Annotated in this window: 17 protein-coding genes; 7 read left to right on the top strand and 10 right to left on the bottom strand. The window is 64.4% G+C overall.

Annotated elements, in window-relative coordinates; translation table 11 throughout:
• Positions 1 to 6 precede the first annotated feature (6 nt).
• The 6 genes from AAFG07_RS25390 to AAFG07_RS25365 all read left to right on the top strand — a co-directional run bounded on the left by AAFG07_RS25390 (position 7) and on the right by AAFG07_RS25365 (position 7,713).
• Complete coding sequence (locus tag AAFG07_RS25390) at positions 7 to 837, top strand: flagellar motor protein MotB (protein ID WP_097672457.1); 831 nt, start codon at positions 7 to 9, stop codon at positions 835 to 837.
• 112 nt (positions 838 to 949) lie between these two features.
• A complete protein-coding gene (locus AAFG07_RS25385) occupies positions 950 to 2,872 on the top strand; it encodes a potassium transporter Kup (RefSeq protein ID WP_342722577.1) in 1,923 nt (640 codons plus the stop codon).
• Between the two features lie 154 nt (positions 2,873 to 3,026).
• Positions 3,027 to 4,952, top strand: a complete 1,926-nt coding sequence (locus AAFG07_RS25380) for a potassium transporter Kup (RefSeq protein WP_342722576.1) — start codon at positions 3,027 to 3,029, stop codon at positions 4,950 to 4,952.
• A 137-nt stretch (positions 4,953 to 5,089) separates the two neighbouring features.
• Complete coding sequence (locus tag AAFG07_RS25375; protein ID WP_342722575.1) at positions 5,090 to 5,419, top strand: rhodanese-like domain-containing protein; 330 nt, start codon at positions 5,090 to 5,092, stop codon at positions 5,417 to 5,419.
• 8 nt (positions 5,420 to 5,427) lie between these two features.
• Complete coding sequence (locus tag AAFG07_RS25370) at positions 5,428 to 6,597, top strand: aminotransferase (protein WP_342722574.1); 1,170 nt, start codon at positions 5,428 to 5,430, stop codon at positions 6,595 to 6,597.
• 6 nt (positions 6,598 to 6,603) lie between these two features.
• Complete coding sequence (locus AAFG07_RS25365) at positions 6,604 to 7,713, top strand: polyamine ABC transporter substrate-binding protein (protein WP_342722573.1); 1,110 nt, start codon at positions 6,604 to 6,606, stop codon at positions 7,711 to 7,713.
• A gap of 140 nt (positions 7,714 to 7,853) precedes the next feature.
• Here the strand turns inward: AAFG07_RS25365 and AAFG07_RS25360 are convergent, their stop codons facing one another.
• The 7 genes from AAFG07_RS25360 to AAFG07_RS25330 form a co-directional block, all read right to left on the bottom strand.
• A complete protein-coding gene (locus AAFG07_RS25360) occupies positions 7,854 to 8,789 on the bottom strand; it encodes a lipid A biosynthesis lauroyl acyltransferase (RefSeq protein ID WP_342722572.1) in 936 nt (311 codons plus the stop codon).
• A gap of 17 nt (positions 8,790 to 8,806) precedes the next feature.
• On the bottom strand, positions 8,807 to 10,084 hold the full coding sequence (locus tag AAFG07_RS25355; RefSeq protein ID WP_092112903.1) for a beta-ketoacyl-ACP synthase: 1,278 nt from the start codon (positions 10,082 to 10,084) through the stop codon (positions 8,807 to 8,809).
• A gap of 27 nt (positions 10,085 to 10,111) precedes the next feature.
• A complete protein-coding gene (locus AAFG07_RS25350; protein WP_342722571.1) occupies positions 10,112 to 11,296 on the bottom strand; it encodes a beta-ketoacyl-ACP synthase in 1,185 nt (394 codons plus the stop codon).
• Positions 11,289 to 11,765, bottom strand: coding sequence for a 3-hydroxyacyl-ACP dehydratase FabZ family protein (locus AAFG07_RS25345; RefSeq protein WP_342722570.1), 477 nt, complete (start codon positions 11,763 to 11,765; stop codon positions 11,289 to 11,291). Before AAFG07_RS25345 ends, AAFG07_RS25350 begins: the two co-directional genes overlap by 8 nt.
• A gap of 9 nt (positions 11,766 to 11,774) precedes the next feature.
• A complete protein-coding gene (locus AAFG07_RS25340) occupies positions 11,775 to 12,074 on the bottom strand; it encodes an acyl carrier protein (protein ID WP_342722568.1) in 300 nt (99 codons plus the stop codon).
• A gap of 181 nt (positions 12,075 to 12,255) precedes the next feature.
• Positions 12,256 to 12,612, bottom strand: a complete 357-nt coding sequence (locus AAFG07_RS25335; RefSeq protein ID WP_342729237.1) for a hypothetical protein — start codon at positions 12,610 to 12,612, stop codon at positions 12,256 to 12,258.
• Positions 12,613 to 12,669: 57 nt separating this feature from the next.
• Positions 12,670 to 13,581: an ion channel gene (locus AAFG07_RS25330; RefSeq protein WP_342722567.1), complete on the bottom strand. Its 912-nt coding sequence runs from the start codon at positions 13,579 to 13,581 to the stop codon at positions 12,670 to 12,672.
• Between the two features lie 87 nt (positions 13,582 to 13,668).
• Between AAFG07_RS25330 and AAFG07_RS25325 the strand changes: the two genes are divergently transcribed.
• Entirely contained in the window at positions 13,669 to 14,295 is a 627-nt protein-coding gene (locus AAFG07_RS25325) for a ParB-like protein (RefSeq protein WP_342722566.1), read from the top strand.
• On the opposite strand, the gene AAFG07_RS25320 is transcribed toward AAFG07_RS25325, so the two are convergent.
• The 3 genes from AAFG07_RS25320 to AAFG07_RS25310 all read right to left on the bottom strand — a co-directional run bounded on the left by AAFG07_RS25320 (position 14,256) and on the right by AAFG07_RS25310 (position 17,199).
• Positions 14,256 to 14,768, bottom strand: a complete 513-nt coding sequence (locus AAFG07_RS25320; protein WP_342722565.1) for an MgtC/SapB family protein — start codon at positions 14,766 to 14,768, stop codon at positions 14,256 to 14,258. The two genes, AAFG07_RS25325 and AAFG07_RS25320, sit on opposite strands and share 40 nt — an antisense overlap.
• An 8-nt stretch (positions 14,769 to 14,776) precedes the next feature.
• The gene (locus tag AAFG07_RS25315) at positions 14,777 to 15,355 is read right to left on the bottom strand and encodes a peroxidase-related enzyme (RefSeq protein WP_342722564.1); all 579 of its coding nucleotides are present in this window, start codon (positions 15,353 to 15,355) and stop codon (positions 14,777 to 14,779) included.
• A 98-nt stretch (positions 15,356 to 15,453) separates the two neighbouring features.
• Positions 15,454 to 17,199, bottom strand: coding sequence for an ATP-binding protein (locus AAFG07_RS25310; protein ID WP_212315113.1), 1,746 nt, complete (start codon positions 17,197 to 17,199; stop codon positions 15,454 to 15,456).
• Between the last annotated feature and the right edge of the window lie 169 nt (positions 17,200 to 17,368).

The raw sequence follows: 17,368 nt of genomic DNA, 5'->3' as shown, positions 1-17,368 counted from the left end.
GCAGCGATGGCCAAGAAGAAGCGCGGCGACGCCCATACCGGAGGTCACGGCTGGTTCGTGACCTTCGCCGACCTGATGGGCCTGATGATGAGCTTCTTCGTGATGCTCGTTGCGTTCTCCACCATGGACAACAACAAGCTGAAGATCGTCGCCGGCTCGATGCGCGACGCCTTCGGCGTGCAGACCAATGTGCGCTATTCCGGCATCGTCGAGTCCGACGGCCTACCGACCCGGCCGAAGCTCAAGAATGTCGAGCACATCTCGCCGGAGGAATCCTCCGCCAATCCGACGCCGGACGAAAAAGAGCGCAGCCAGATCAATGGCGCGCGGCTGAAGATCGACCGCGAGTTCGCGCTCGCTTCCGCCTCGCTGCGCCAGGCGCTGCAGGACATGCCGGAGCTGACCGAGATTTCCAAGAACATCATGTTCGAGGAGACCAAGGAGGGGCTCAACCTCGAGATCGTCGACCAGGACGGCCGCTCGATGTTCGCCGACGGCTCCAGGGAGCCGTATGAACGCACCCGCCGGCTGATCCAGAAGCTCGCCGCGCCACTGAAGGCGACGCCGCTGCGGATCGCGATCGTGGGGCATACAGCCGCAGGCTTCGTGCCGGCGCGAAGCGATTACGACGCCTTCGACCTGTCCGCGGACCGCGCCAATGCGGTGCGGCAGATCCTGGAGCGTGAGGGGCTGCCGCCGTCCCACATCTTCGCGGTTTCCGGCAAGGCCGACGGCCAGCCGCTGTTTCCCGACGATCCGACGCTGCCGGCGAACCGTCGCGTGACCATCACGTTGATGCGGGAAAATCCGCCATTGCCGCCGGATCTGAAGCCGTAGCTCCGGGTTACCATGCTACCGTCGCTGGCCATGCTGGTTGGTTGACAGGCGGGGCGGAAGCGTCGATAGCCGCGCGGATCAAAATCAACCGATCGGGCGTTCCAACCTCGCCATGGCTGTCAGCGTCTCATCCACCGAAGCCCAGGAGACCCAAGGTACGGGGCAGGGCAAGGGCCAAGGCACCTCCGGCTTCTGGGCCCTGACACTGGGCAGCATCGGAGTGGTGTTCGGCGATATCGGAACCTCGCCGCTCTACGCATTCCGCGAGGCGGTCGGCGGCGCCGCGCACGGCCAGCCGGTGACCCGCATCATGGTGCTGGGCGTGCTCAGCCTGATCCTGTGGGCGCTGTTCACCGTCGTCACCGCCAAATACGTCCTTCTGCTGCTGCGCGCCGACAACAATGGCGAGGGCGGCACGCTGTCGCTGATGGCGCTCGGCCAGCGCGCGATCGGACGGCGCAGCTGGCCGCTGCTCGCGCTCGGCGTGGTCGGCGCCTCGATGTTCATCGGCGATTCCATGATCACGCCGGCGATCTCGGTGCTGTCGGCGGTCGAAGGCCTCAAGCTCGCCACGCCGCATCTCGAGCACTATGTGGTGCCGCTGACGATCCTGATCCTCGTGCTGCTGTTCTCGGTGCAGAGTTCGGGCACCGCGCGCGTTGCCTCTGCCTTCGGGCCGGTGATGGTCGTGTGGTTCGCATCGCTCGCGGTGATGGGGGTGGTCCACATCATGGACGATCCGTCGGTGCTGGCGGCGATCAATCCGTATTACGCGATCCAGTTCCTGCTGACCCACGGCACCGTCGGCCTGGTGACGCTGGGCGCGGTGTTCCTCGCGGTGACCGGCGGCGAGGCGCTCTACGCCGATCTCGGGCATTTCGGCCGCAAGCCGATCCAGTCCGGCTGGCTGTTCTTCGTGCTGCCCTCGCTGCTGCTGAATTATTTCGGGCAGGGCGCGCTGGTGCTGTCCGATCCGGCCGCGATCGAGAACTCGTTCTACCGCATGGTGCCGGAGGTGCTGCTGCTGCCGCTGATCGGGCTCGCCACCGCTGCGACCGTGATCGCGAGCCAGGCGGTGATCACCGGCGCCTATTCGCTGATCAGCCAGGCGGTGCAGCTCGGGCTCTTGCCGCGCTTCGAGGTGCGCTACACCTCGGAGACCCACGCCGGGCAGATCTACCTACCGCGCGTCAACCGGCTGCTGCTGATCGGCGTGCTGCTGCTGGTGCTGCTGTTCCGCACCTCGAGTGGGCTCGCCTCGGCCTACGGCATCGCCGTCTCCACCACCATGGTCGCCGACGGCATCATGGGCTTCATCGTGATCTGGAAGCTGTGGAACTGGCGCGTGGCGTCGGCCGCCGCCTTGATCCTGCCGTTCGTGATCGTCGACATGACTTTCTTCAGCGCCAATCTCTTGAAGTTGTTCGAGGGCGCGTGGGTGCCGCTGCTGTTCGGCGTCGTGATGGCGACGATGATCTGGACCTGGCGTCGCGGCGCCGCGATCCTGATCGCCAAGACCCGCCGCATCGAGGTGCCGCTACGCGACCTGATCCACAGCCTGGAGAAGCGGCCGCCGCATATCGTCAAGGGCACCGCGGTGTTCCTGACCAGCGATCCCAGCTTCGTGCCGACCGCGCTCTTACACAATCTCAAGCACAACAAGGTGCTGCACGAGCACAATGTGATCCTGACCATCGAGACCGCGCCGACACCGCGCGTCGACCTGTCGGAGCGCGTGACCATGGAGAAGGTCAGCGACAAGTTCACCGCGGTGCGGCTGCGCTTCGGCTACATGGAATCGCCGAACGTGCCGAAGGCGCTTGCGGTTGCGCGCAAGCTCGGCTGGCAGTTCGACATCATGTCGACCTCGTTCTTCGTGTCGCGCCGGTCGCTGAAGCCATCCGCCCAGTCCGGGATGCCGCAGTGGCAGGACCACCTGTTCATCGCGATGAGCCGGTCCGCCAACGATGCCACCGACTATTTCCAGATTCCGACCGGGCGGGTCGTTGAAGTGGGTACTCAGGTAACTATTTGATGCAGCGACGGATTCGACAGTTGAAAAGCCGTGATCTATGCGTGATATGCATGGCGGAGGCCTGAATCCGGGCTAACCTATGCATTCCTGCCGGGAGTATAGGCCTGCGACCCGGCATTGTGCAGTGCGGCAGAAGACAGAGGCGCAGCTTCCCATGTCATCCGAGAGTGCGATCACCGCGGCGGAAACGCCCGCGGCAAACGGCCATGGCGAGGCGCATTCAACCGCCACCTTCAAGGCGCTGATGCTCGGCAGCATCGGCGTCGTCTATGGCGACATCGGTACCAGCCCGCTATACGCGCTGCGCGAAGCCGTCGTCGCGGCTGCCGGCGGCGAGGGCGCCGTGACGGCGCATGCGGTACTCGGCGTGCTCAGCCTGATCCTGTGGGCGTTGATCGTCGTCGTGACGCTGAAATATGTCGTGATCCTGCTGCGTGCCGACAACAATGGCGAGGGCGGGACGCTGGCGCTGATGGCGCTGGCGCAGCGCGCGGTCACCAAGGGCGGAGCCGCGATCGTGCTGCTCGGCATCATCAGCGGCGCGCTGTTCTACGGCGACGCCGTCATCACCCCGGCGCTGTCGGTGTTGTCGGCGATCGAGGGCATCAAGCTCGTCACCTCGACATTCGATCCCTATGTCGTCCCGCTCACGGTGGTGATCCTGGTCGTCCTGTTCGCCGTGCAGTCGCGCGGCACCGCGCGCGTCGCCGCGTTCTTCGGCCCGGTGATGTGCGTGTGGTTCGCCGTGATCGCGGTCGCGGCGCTGCCGCAGATCGTGCGGCACCCCGAGGTGCTGTACGCGTTCAACCCGATCCTTGCGGTGTCGTTCATGCTGCATCACGGCGTGATCGGCTTCATCACGCTCGGTGCGGTCTTCCTCGCGGTGACCGGCGCGGAGGCGCTCTATGCCGACCTCGGTCACTTCGGCAAGCGCCCGATCCAGACCGCGTGGCTGTTCATCGTGCTGCCGTCGCTGGCGCTGAACTATCTCGGGCAGGGCGCGCTTCTGATCGGCGATCCCAAGGGCATCGAGAACCCGTTCTTCCTGATGTTCCCGGACTGGGCGCTGATCCCGATGGTCGCGCTTGCCACCATGGCGACCGTGATCGCGAGCCAGGCCGTCATCACCGGCGCCTACTCGCTGACCCGGCAGGCGATCCAGCTCGGCCTGATGCCGCGGTTCGAAATCCGCCACACGTCGGAGGCGCATTCCGGCCAGATCTACATGCCGCGCATCAACCGGTTGCTGTTCATCGCGGTCATCGTGCTGGTGCTGATGTTCCGCTCGTCGAGCGCGCTGGCGTCGGCCTACGGTATCTCCGTGACCGGCACCATGGTGGTGACGGCGATGATGGGCTTTGTGGTGATCTGGAAGGTCTGGCGCTGGTCACCGCTCGCCGCCGCGGCGTTGGTCGCGCCGTTCCTGTTCCTGGACGTCACGTTCCTGGCCGCCAACCTCCTCAAGGTGTTTGAGGGCGGCTGGGTGCCGCTTGCGCTCGGCGGGGTCATGATCGTGGTGATGTACACCTGGCGGCGCGGCAGCCGGCTGTTGTTCGAGAAGTCGCGCAAGCTGGAATTCCCGCTCGCCGATCTCGTCGCGATGCTGGAGAAGCGGCCGCCGCAGCGCGTCTCCGGGACGGCCGTGTTCCTGACCAGCGATCCCGTCAGCGCGCCGACCGCGCTGATGCACAGCCTCAAGCACTACAAGGTGCTGCACGAGAAGAACGTCATCCTCACCATCGAGACAGCGCCGACGCCGCGCATCGATCCTTCCGAGCGGGTGCGGATGGAGCAGCTGACCGAGACCTTCTCCAAGGTGACGCTGAAGTTCGGTTTCATGGAGCAGCCGAACGTGCCGAAGACGCTGGCGATCGCCCGCAAGCTCGGCTGGCAGTTCGACATCATGTCGACCTCGTTCTTCCTGTCCCGCCGTGCGTTGAAGCCGGCGGCGCATTCGGGCATGCCGAGCTGGCAGGACCATCTGTTCATCGCGCTGAGCCGCTCCTCGAACGATGCCACCGACTATTTCCAGATCCCGACCGGGCGGGTGGTCGAGGTCGGCACGCAAGTCACGATCTAGGGTCCAAGATCCAGCGTTTCCGCGCGGCATCTAACCCGTTTCGGGTGCTTGATTTTCTGCGCGCGAGAGGCGACTTTGCGGCCCGGACCGGCGGGCCGCGCGAGGCTCGCCCAAGCTGATATCGGGAGGATATTTCCGTGGCGGATCACAAGGTGGAAGATTTGTTTCCGGACGAGGTGTCGAAGGGCATAGCGGAAGGCCGCTATCTCCTGGTCGACGTCCGCGAGCCCAATGAGGTCACTGTGGAGGCCTATCCCGATGGCGTCGTGGTGCCGCTGTCGGCGTTCGATCCATCAGCGATTCCGGATCCGCAGGGCAAGCAGGTGGTGTTCGCCTGCCGCTCCGGCAAGCGCTCGGTGACGGCCTCGCTGGCGGCTCAGGCCGCGGGCCTGCCCTATGACAAGCATTTGGCGGGCGGCATCATCGGCTGGAAGGCGGCAGGACTGCCCACCAAGACCGGCGGCTGATTCCTGACATGACCTCCATGAACAAGGTCTTCGCGGACCTTCCCGTCACGATCTTCGAGGCGATGTCGCAGGCTGCGCGCGACAACAACGCCATCAATCTCGGCCAAGGCTTTCCCGACGATCCCGGACCGGAGGACATCCGCCGCGCCGCCGCGGACGCGTCCATCAACGGCTACAATCAGTATCCGTCGATGATGGGCATTCCGGAACTCCGTCAGGCGATCGCGTCGCATTACGGCCACTGGCACGGGCTCAAGCTCGATCCGATGACCGAGGTGATGGTCACCTCCGGCGGCACCGAGGCGCTGACCTCCTCGATCCTGTCCGTGGTCGAGCCCGGCGACGAGGTGGTGTGCTTCCAGCCGGTTTATGATTCCTATCTGCCGATCATCCGCCAGGCCGGCGGCATTCCGCGGCTGCTGCGGCTCGAACCGCCGGAGTGGCGGCTGAACGAGGAGATGCTGCGCAGCGTCTTCAACCACAAGACCAAGGCGGTGCTGTTCAACAATCCGCTCAACCCGGCGGCGGTGGTCTATCCGCGCGAGGACCTCGAACTGCTGGCGCGGTACTGCCAGGAGTTCGACGTGGTCGCGATCTGCGACGAGGTCTGGGAGCACGTCGTGTTCGACGGCCGCGAGCACATCCCGCTGATCACGATTCCTGGTATGCGCGACCGCACCATCAAGGTCGGCAGCGCCGGCAAGATCTTCTCGCTGACCGGATGGAAGATCGGGTTCGTCTGCGCCGCGCCGCCGCTGCTGCGCGTGGCGGCTAAGGTGCACCAGTTCCTCACCTTCACGACGGCGCCGAATCTGCAGGCGGCCGTGGCGTACGGTCTCGGCAAGCCGGACGATTATTTCTTCGACATGCGCAAGGACATGGCGCGCAGCCGCGACCGCCTGACCAAGGGGCTGGAGAGCATCGGCTTTCCGGTGCTGAAGTCGCAGGGGACCTACTTTCTCACCGTGGATCTGTCGCCGCTCGGGCTCAATGAGACCGATGCGGAGTTCTGCTGGCGAATTGTGCAGGATTACAAGGTCGCGGCTATTCCAGTGTCGGCGTTTTACGAGCAGGATGCGGTGACGTCGGTCGTGCGGTTCTGTTTCGCCAAGAAGGACTCGACGCTCGACACCGCGCTGGAGCGGCTGTCCGACGCAGTACATCGTCGCAAGAGGTAGACCAGAATGCAGAAGCAGAGCCGTCGTCTCGTCAACTTTGTCGGTGCGATCGCCACGGTTCTGTTGTTTGCTGCCTCCGCCAGCGCGGAGGAGCGCACGGTCAACTTCTACAACTGGTCGAACTACATGGCGCCGGGAGTCCTCGAGGACTTCACCAAGGAAACCGGCATCAAGGTGGTCTACGACACGTTCGATGCCAACGAGACGCTGGAGACGCGGCTGCTCGCCGGCAAGTCGGGCTACGACGTCGTGGTGCCGACCGGCTATTTCCTGCAACGCCAGATCACCGCGAAGGTGTTCCTCAAGCTCGACAAGTCGAAGCTGCCGAACCTCGCCAATGCGTGGCCGGTGGTGACGGGTCAGCTCGCGACCTACGATCCCGGCAACAATTACGGCGCCAACTACATGTGGGGCACCACGGGCATCGGCTACAACGTCAAGATGGCGGAGAAGGTTCTCGGACCCGACGCCAGGATCGACAGCTGGGACATGGTGTTCAAGCCGGAGAATCTCGCCAAGTTCAAGGATTGCGGCATCCACATGCTGGATTCCGCCGACGACATCCTGCCGGCGGCGCTGAGCTATCTCGGCCTGGACCCGAACTCGACCAAGCAGGCCGACCTCGAGAAGGCCGCCGATCTCGTCATCAAGATTCGGCCCTATGTGCGCAAATTCCATTCATCCGAATATCTCAGCGCGCTGGCCTCGGGTGAGATCTGCTTTGTGGTCGGATGGTCGGGCGACATCATGCAGGCGCGCAGCCGCGCGGCGGAAGCCAAGACCGATGTCGAGATCGGCTACACGATCCCGAAGGAGGGCGCGCAGATGTTCTTCGACAATCTCGCGATTCCGGCGGACGCGAAGAACGTCGCGGAAGCCTATGAGCTGATCAACTACCTCTACCGTCCCGACGTCGCGGCGAAGAATTCGAACTTCCTGTCCTACGCCAACGGCAATCTGGCGAGCCAGAAGCTGATCGATCCGAAGATATTCAACGACAAGAACATCTATCCCGACGAGGCGATGCAGAAGAAGCTGTTCGTGATCACGGCGCGCGATCCGGCGACGCAGCGGGTCATCAACCGGCTGTGGACCCGCGTGAAGACCGGGAAGTGACGTGAAGCGTCATTCCGGGGTGGTCCGAAGGACCAGACCTCAGATGCGCAATTGCGCATCGGGGAATCTCGAGATTCTCAGGTGCGCAATTGCGCACCATAGTTCGATGCTTCGCATCGCCCCGGAATGACAATCGTCAACTACCGCCAGCGCCGGTGCAGCCAGAGCCACTGATCTGGATATTCGCGGACCCAGCCCTCGACGATGTCGGTGATCGCCTGCATCGTGCCCTGGATATCGATCTGGCCGGATGCGTCGAACACCGGCTTCACTTCCTCGGTGACCTCGCCGCGGAAGCGGCCGTCGGGCAGGCGGATGATCCGGGTGCCGTGGATCGGGCAATCGATCTGCCGGCGCAGGCGCGCCAAGAGCGGGTTCGCGGTGGTCTTGCGGCCGAAGAAGGTGACGGGAACGCCGTTGGTCAAATACTGGTCGACCAGCATCGCGACGTGCTGGCCGTTCTTCAGCGCCTGCGCCAGCTTGAGCGGCGCGTCGCGGCCGGCCGGGACCAGCGTGCCCAGATTGACTGCGCGGATGCGTTCGATGGCGCGGTCGGCGGCTTCGATGTTCGGGCGCCGGAACAGGATCGTAGCATCGAGCCCATGTGCCGCCGCGGCAATCGGAGAGAGTTCCCAGTTGCCGAGATGTGCGGCAAAGAACAAAGCCGGCTTGCCGTCGTCTCGCAACTGGTCGAACAGCTGCTTGCTGCGCGCCGAGAATTCGACGCGGCCCGGCTTGTCGGGATTCTGGGGATCGTGGTCCCAGATGCGGTCGATATGCGCGAATTCAGCGCCGATGCGTCCGAGGTTGTGCCAGACGCCCGTCAGGATCTCTTCGATCTGCTGCGGCGACTTTTCCGGGAAGGCCGCCGTAAGGTTCTCGCGGCCGATGCGGTCCTCGCGCAGCCGGCGGCCGATGAAATGCGCGGCGCGGCCGAAGAACCGTGCGGTCTTCTCCGGATCGAAATAGCGCGTGGTGCGCAGCAGGCCGATCGTCAGCCCGCCGATCGCTGCATCGGTCACAGGCTTTGCGGCATCACGCAGATGCGCGCGGGCGCGAAGGAGCAGGCGTTTCATCTGATCAGGCGAGAGCGCTAGGCCGGCTCGCGCGTCAGGATGAGCGAAGCGTTCTGCCCGCCGAACCCGAACGAGTTCGACATCACGGCGGTCACCTTGGCGTCGCGCGCCTTGTTGCCGACCACGTCGAACGGGATCGCGGGATCGGGCACCTCGTAATTGATGGTCGGTGGAATCCGCTGATGCTCGAGCGTGAGCAGCGAGAAGATCGCCTCGACCGCACCGGCCGCCGAGATGGTGTGACCGACCATCGATTTGTTCGACGACACCGGAATGTTTTTGGTGTGTTCGCCGAACACCGCCGCGGTCGCAAGATATTCCATCTTGTCGTTTTCCGGCGTCGAGGTGCCGTGTGCGTTGATGTGATCGATTTGCTCGGGCTCCATGCCCGCGTCAGCAAGCGTCTTGCGCACGCAGCCGATCGCCGGCTTGCCGTCCGGGGCGGAGCGGGTGCGATGGAAGGAGTCGGTGAGCTCGCCGCAGCCGGCGACGACGCCCAGGATGCGCGCGCCGCGCGCCATCGCCGCGTCGTAGCTCTCCAGCACCAGCGCGCCGGCGCCTTCGGCCATCACGAAGCCGTCGCGGTTCTTCGAGAACGGCTTTGAGGCGCCCTGGGGCGGATCGTTCTGGGTGGAGAGGGCCGAGAGCAGCGAGAAGCGCACCAGGGCTTCCGGATTGACCGAGCCGTCGGTCGCGACGCACAGCGTTGCATCGGTTTCGCCGCGGCGGATCGCCTCGACGCCGAGCTGGATCGCAGTCGCGCCGGACGCACAAGCCGTTGAGAGCGAGATCGGCGACCCCTTGGTGCCGAAGGTCTCGGCGAGGTTGAGCGCGACCGAACCGAAGGTGAAGCGCCGGTGGAAGTGCGTAAACTTGCCGCCGCTGCAGGTCGCCAGATAGTCGATGATGCCAAAGTCCTTGGTCGGAACCTCGCGCGCGACCTCAAGCCGCTGCGGCCACTCGGTCTCGATCGGCGCGACCGCCAGAAACAGCGGGCCGGGGAAGTCGCCCTTGCTGCCGATGCCGGACTGCTCCAGCGCCTCTTCAGTCGCGATCTCCGCCAGGCGCTGCGACAGGCTGGTCGAGGAGAACGGGTCGACAGTGACGAAATCGACGGCGCCGGCCATCGTCGTCTTCAGGCTGTCGAGCGGGAAGCGCGTCACGGTCTTGATGCCGGACTCGCCCGCGCTGAGGCGCTTCCAATTGTCGGTCTTGCCGCCGCCGAGCGACGTCACGATTCCCATGCCGGTCACGACGACGATCGGTCGGCCGAATTTATCGCGTGGTGCTGTCATGGTGTCCCCGTCGGTGCTTGCGCCGAATTACTTGACGGCCTCGACCAGTGCCATGCCTTCGCCCTGCCAGTGGCCGACCCCCAATACGACAATCTGGGTTGGCGCTTCGCTCTTTTCAACCTCCAGCCCGGTCGGGTCGTTGGCCGGATAGAGCGCGCCGCGGGAAATCGACAACGCGGCCAGGGCGAGCCCGAGCGGGAACTGCGCCTCCATGGTGTGCCCAAAGGTCGTTCCGGTGGCGCGCACGGCAAGGCCGGGATGCTGCCCGAGGAATTCGCGCTCCTCAGCGGTCGCAGGCTCGGCGCCAGTCGCGCCCGTGATCAGCGTGGCGTTGTCGTTGCCGACCCCGAGCTGCGGCCACATCGCCTGCAGCGACTTCGTCACTGCGCCGGGCTGCTTGCGCTTGGCAAGATCGGCGACCACCTTGGTCAGCTTGGCGTACGGCTTGGCGCCGCGCGCCTCGGCGTGCTCGCGCGATTCCATCACCAGGAAGGCGCCGGCAGAGCCGATGGCGAAGCCCGGGTTGTTTCGGCGGGCCCAGACCGAGGCGTATTGATCCTTGAGGGCGAAGTCGCCGAACGAATACAGCATCAAGAGGTCGCCGCGGTCGCCATTATGGGCCGCGCCGACCAGCGCGATGTCGCTCTGTCCGGCCCCGATGCGTGCGACGGCGATCCGCGCGGCGTCGATGCTCGCGGCTTCCTCGCCCATGAAGGTGCGCGATGTCCCGCACACGCCATGAACGATCGCGATGTTTCCGGCAAGCAGGTTGGAGAGCTGCGCCAGGAACAGCGTCGGGCGCAGCTCGTTCATCAGCTTTTCGTTGAGGACGGCAGGCGGCAGCTTGCCCTGCGCATCGGCGTTCATGATCGCCAGGTCGACATTGAGGTCACGCTCGCCGCCACCGGCTGCGATGATCATGTCCATCCGCGACAGGATTTCCTGATTGCCTTTGACGCCGGCGGAATCAAGCGCCAGCCCGGCGGCGTAGGTGCCGATCCGCTGCCACGTCTCCATCTGACGCTGATCGCCCTTCTTCGGGATCTGGGCGTCGAAGCTGACGGGGGCGATCGGATGAATCACGTACGGCGCGAGGCGCTTCTCGTCGGCATTGACGCGCTTGGCGCCGAGCGCCTCCCAATGCGCGTCCAGCCCCTCGCCGAGCGAGGAGAGCAGGCCGACGCCGGTGATCCAGACTTCCTTATCAGCCATGACTCATTGCCTGCAGCGGAAACCCGATCTTGTTGGCGAGCGCATCCATGTGCACACGCAAGTCCGGGCTGGGGAAAGGGATATGACGGAAGGTCAGCTCGGCGTTGCACTTGAGCTCCTTGCCGACGCGGACCTTCGCCGAGGTTACGGTGAAGCCTGAACCTTCGTGTTCGATCTTGGCTTCGATCGTCAGCACCGAGCCGGGGCTGACGAAGCCACGCATTTTGGCTTCCTTGACCATGGCGAGGAAAGGCATGCGCTCGAACTTGGTCAGACCGAGGATCAGCCAGCCCGAGCTCTGGGCCATTGCTTCGGTGAGCAACACGCCGGGCATGATCGGGTAGCCCGGGAAGTGCCCCGCGAACACAGAGTGGCTGTCCGGCGGGACATCCGCCTCGACGACAATCGTCTTTGCGTCGAGGTTGAGGTCGACAATCCGATCGATCAGCTGAAAAGTTTCAAGCTGCATGATGGGCGATTACGAGGCCGAGCCCGGGCCCGCGTTCTTGGCCGCAACCAGCTCGTCGATGCGGTCGGCGAGATTCTGCAACACGAAGTACTGCTCCGTCGTGGCCTTGCCGTCGTTGACCTCCTGGGTCCACTTCTCAAGCGGCATCTTGATCCCGAAGGCCTTGTCGATGGCAAAGGCGATGTCGAGGAAGTCGAGGCTGTCGATTCCCAGATCGTCGATCGCGTGGCTCTCCGGCTTGATCGTATCGCGCGGGATGTCGCAGGTCTCCGCGATAATGTTGGCGATCTGCTCGAATGTGGAGGACATCATTAAGCCTTTGATATATTGAAGGTAATTCCGGGTCGGCTCGGAGGAGGCGGGCGCGGTGCCCCGGATTGCCTGATTGCTGCTGCCGGAGTCGTGTGCCCGTATATCGGAGCAGGGCCGTTAGTTCAATGGAGCTTGGCCGGCCTGGCGAGGACGGTTTTTGGGTACGGTTCCGGCCTGCCTAGCTGCGTGGCATCACCGTAATCTTCGCGCAATCCCGGCGTCCCATCAGCACGCAATCCTGGGTCTTGCGCAAATCGGCGATGCTCATGGCGAGCCAGATACCGACCGCAGTGAGCGCCACGGTGAAGGCGAAGGCGGCGATGTTGGCAAGCATGCGCTGGCGGAAATCGTCCGGCTCCTCGCGCGGCTTCTCATAGCGGGAGAGGTCGTTGGCGACGGAAACAGGAGTGATGGAAGCCGGGCGGGCCGATCGGACCGCCTCCTCGCGCTTGCCGGGCGGCTGCGCCGAGGTACGCGGCCGGAATTTCAGCACCACGTGCTCGTCATCCGAGGAAATTGGCCGCTGCGTCTTCACTGTTGTCAGTCCGGTCGCGTCGCCGCTTATGTTTAGCATGTTCGCTGCGCTTCACACCTAAAATCTTGATGCGCGCAGAGGTGGTATTTTTCCTTCGATGGTCTCGTGGAACCGACTGTAGTCGATCCGCAGACGGCCGTCGTCGGTCGCCTGCAGGATCTCGGCATAGCGATGGCCAAAGCGGACGTCGGAATGTTCGTACGATTTTCGCGCGTGCACAGTTTGCGCTGCAACGTCGTCATAGCCTGACACGAAGAGGCCGAGCCCGGCATTGACAGCTTCCAGCTCCGCGGCGTCGAGGCCGTAGAGCGGGCTGTCCTGGTCGATCACATGAAACAGGGTCCAGCTCAGCGCGAGCGCCGGGCTCTCGCTGCGCAGCAGCGGCAGTTCGTAGAACCGGCGGTATGGCATGCCTTCCTTGCTGACGCCGTTCTTGAACAGCCACAGCCGCGCGGTGGCATTGGCGATGATGTTGTGCCGCTCGTTGGCCAGGCGGATCATCAACGTGAGCTGGCCCTCATGGTCCGAGATCACGGGATTGTCGGCGAACAGCAGGCGCGCGCTCGGACGCGAGAAGCGGGCGAAGATCAGCCCGGTCATCAGCGACATCGAGAAGATGCCGGTGAAGAGTTCGATGGTGGCGATGAAGTGCCCGTAATGCGTCTGCGGGTGCATGTCGCCATAGCCCGCGGTCGAAAGTGTCTCGATGCTGAAATAGAGGTAGTCGATGTATTGGCCGTCAGGCACGTTGGCGATCGGATGATCGCCAAGCCAATACATCAAGGCGAAGACGGCGTTGAAGGTGATGAACACCAATGCTGCACCGCCAATAAAGGCGGGCCAGGATGCCGTCATGCAGCGATGACTGATGTCTGCCCAGAAACTGAGCTCCAACCCCTCGGTCACGACCTCGCGGTTGCCGAAACGAATCGTGCGGGCCTTCACGCGTTCGCTTGCTCTCAGTGCCATTCCGATGAACCGGCTCTTCCGCCTGCCTGTGACATCATGTCATAATGGAACCCATTCCGGAGTGCCGGTCAAACGGGAGTACAAGGCATGGCCCATACGCGCGAGCCCTACGTCAAACCGGTCCCGATCATGTCGCTGCGACCGACCCAGATGACGGTCGGCATGCATGAGGTGAAGGAGAAGCGAGAGCGCTGGCGTGAGCACAAGTCGGACAAGAAGCGCGCCGAACTGCTGGGCAAGCATATGATCCCGGTCGTCCATGGTCCCGACGATCGCTACTACGTGGTCGATCACCATCATATGGCGCGTGCGCTGCACGAGGAGGGCGTCAAGGACATCCTGGTCACGGTGATCGGCGATCTCACGATGGTCGAGCGCGACGTGTTCTGGGGCGTGATGGACAACAAGCGCTGGGTCTATCCCTATAATGCAAAGGGCGAGCGCTGCCATTTCAGGGACATTCCGAAGTCGATCAAGGATCTCAAGGACGATCCGTTCCGCAGCCTCGCCGGCGAGATGCGCCGGGCCGGCGGCTTTGCCAAGGACACGACGCCGTTCAGCGAATTCCTGTGGGCCGATTTCCTGCGCCGCCACATCCCGCGCAAGACGGTGGAGAACAATTTCGACAAGGCGCTGGAGAAGGGCTTGGCGCTGGGCCGCAGCAAGGACGCGATCTATTTGCCCGGCTGGTGCGGGCCGGCATCTGACGACTGACCGGGCGCGGCCTCCGGTCTGTGCGGGTCCTCCTTGCCGCCGAGCGCGTGGTGCAGCCAACGCTCGGTCCGCTTGCCGAAGGTCAGCAGCAGGAATGCCAGCACGAGCGCGGTGATGACGATCGGCCAGTGTCCGGCGCCGCAGACAATCCCGACGCAGGCGGCGAAGAACGCACATGCCGCGCTGGTCAGGCCGCGGACCTGAAAGCGGTCGCCTTGGCGAACGATCACGCCGGCGCCGAGAAAGCCGATGCCGGTCAGCACGCCCTGGATCACGCGGCTCACGGCATCGGTGAAATGGCCGGGCTCGACGGCCTGCAATGCCAGCAGCACGACCGTAGCCGTCGACAGGCTGACGAGACCCAGGGTCTTCAGCCCGATCGGCTTGCCGCGCAGGTCGCGGTCGAGTCCGATCGCGCCACCGGCAAGCGTGGCCGCGCCGAGACGCAGGATGATCTCGCTCCAGTCTACCAAGGCTTCCTCTATTTCGGCTGCCGGCCGAGCATGTAGAACTCGGCGTTCGGCCGCATGCCGGTGACGTTCGCAAGGCGGTTCGAGAGCGCGAAGAAGGCCGCGACCGCGGCAATATCCCAGACGTCGTCGTCGCTGAAGCCGTGGGTCGCGAGCGCGGCGAAGTCCGCCTCCGCGACCTCCTCGGCCGCGCGGCTGACTTTCATGGCGAAATCGAGCATCGCGCGCTGCCGCGGCGTGATGTCGGCCTTGCGGTAGTTGATCGCGATCTGATCGGCGATCTCGGGGTTCTTGGCGCGGATGCGCAGGATCGCGCCATGGGCGATCACGCAATACTGGCACTGGTTGGCGGCGCTGGTCGCGACCACGATCATCTCGCGCTCGGCTTTGGAGAGGCCTGAGTCCTTTTCCATCAGCGCGTCGTGATAGGCAAAGAACGCGCGAAACTCGTCGGGGCGGTAGGCCAGAGTGAGGAATACGTTCGGCACGAAGCCGGACTTCTCCTGCACCGCCAGGATGCGGGTGCGGATATCCTCGGGGAGCTTGTCGAGAGCGGGCGTCGGGAAGCGTTTTGCGGTCGGCTGCGTCATGAGATGGTTCCGGCGTGCCGCGGGGACGCGGCGTCACGCGAAACCATAGTGGATGACGGCTTGGGCGCAAGGCGCATCGGCGCCCTGCCAGAATGACGTCAGCGCAGCGGCTTCTTCAGGAGCGAGAAGCGATCGGGATCGAGGCCCAGTGACGGCTGCAGCATCGGCGCCTCGGCGGGCGCCACGGTGCGCGGCGGTGCGGGAGGGTTGAAGTTGGCCTCGCTCTGGGTGTCGCGATGCGAGGTGGCGCCGCGCCAGCGCTCCAGCACGGCGCTGACGAAATGCATGTCATGGCCGGCGGTGACCGACGGCACCGTTGCGATGGTGGCTTCGCCGCGCGGCAGCTGGTGCGGCGGCACCTCCTTGAAGCGCAGCCGGGTCGGCAGCGCCACGCCTTCGCCGAACGCCAGCACTTCGCGGGTGCCGAGCGAAGGCACGAACGACAGCAGATTGGCCGCGGCATCCGACACCGCGGAGCGCAGCAGCGCCTGGTCGCGGTCGTTGGCGAGGCGCATCGTGAACAGTGTGTTGCACTGGGAGATGATGGTCGCGTCGAGCTCGGCCGGACGCTGGGTGATCAGGCCGAGATAGACGCCGTATTTGCGGCCTTCCTTGGCGATGCGCGACACCGCCTTGCGGGTCGGCCCGAAGCCGATGTTGCGGTCCGCGGACGCGTAGCGGTGCGCTTCCTCGCAGACGAACAGCATCGGCGAGACGCCGTCGCTCCACAGCCCGAAATCGAACGCCATGCGGCACAGCACCGACACCACGGAATCGACGACTTCAGCCGGGAAGCCCGCGAGCTGCATGATGGTCATCGGCTTGCCGTTGGCGGGCAGGCGGAACAGATGGCTGATCACCTCGGCCATGGTATCGCCGCCGACATTGGCATTGTCGAACATGAAGGCGTAGCGCGGATCGTTGCGCACCGCGTCGATGCGCGAGATCAGCTTGTGATAGATGATGCGCGAGGAGCGGTTCTCGAGCTTGCCCATGCGCTCGTCGATCAGCGAGATCAGGTCGACGAGGCGATAGGGCACCGGCGTATCGACGGTGTAGCCGACCTGCTTGGGGTCGACCCGCTTGAGCCCGAGGCCGACCCGGTCGGAGTTCTGGTACTGGGTGTAGATGCCCTTCGCCATCGGAATCACTTCGGCGAGGATGTCGAGCTCTTCGGGCACGCCGGGCCGGCCGCCGAACAGCACGTCGACGATCTCTTCGAAGTTGAACAGCCAGAACGGCAGCTTCAGGTTTCGCGGGTTGAGCACCTGCGCGCGCTCGCCGAAGCAGCGGCCGTATTCGTTGTGCACGTCGAGCAGGAAGATGCGCAGGTTCGGCCGCGACTTCAGGATCTCGTTGAGCAGCAGCGACACGCCGGTGGATTTGCCGACGCCGGTCGAGCCGAGCACCGCGAAGTGCTTGGAGAGCATTTCCTCGACGTCGACATAGGCGATAACCGAACGGTCCTGCTGCAGGGTGCCGACATTGATCTGGTCCGAGCCGCTCGGCGCATAGACCGTGCGCAGCTCCTGGTTGGTGATCAGATCGGTGCTGTCGCCGATGGTCGGATAATGGGTGACACCGCGCTGGAATTTCGGGCGGTCGCCGCCGAGGATTTCGCCGAGCAGGTCGACCGAGGCGGTCGCCATGTATTCGTCGGACGCCGCCAGGTTCTCGCACGACACTTCGGTGATCATCGCGACGATGACCGAGCTCGCGCAGCGGATACTGACGAACCGGCCGACGGTCGCGCGCATTTCTGAAAGCTGTATCTGGCCGCCCGTCAGCAGCCCAACCCGGGCCTGCGAGCCGCGCACAGAGATCACACGTCCAAAGGATGTCACAGTTCCAGCCTGGCTCGTTCGCAAAATCTAAATGTCCGGACCAATATGCGCGCCCGGGTTTGGAAAAACCGTTAAGTCGCCGAGGTTGCGCATCGGCTAAATCTACACCTTCCCGGTGACGATTTGTTTCTATCGTGCAGCGAGATTGCGCTTGGTCGCGCCCATCGGC

This window comes from Bradyrhizobium sp. B097, from assembly GCF_038957035.1.
In the GTDB taxonomy this organism is placed as follows: domain Bacteria; phylum Pseudomonadota; class Alphaproteobacteria; order Rhizobiales; family Xanthobacteraceae; genus Bradyrhizobium.
This window is presented reverse-complemented; position numbering and strand designations above follow the sequence as displayed.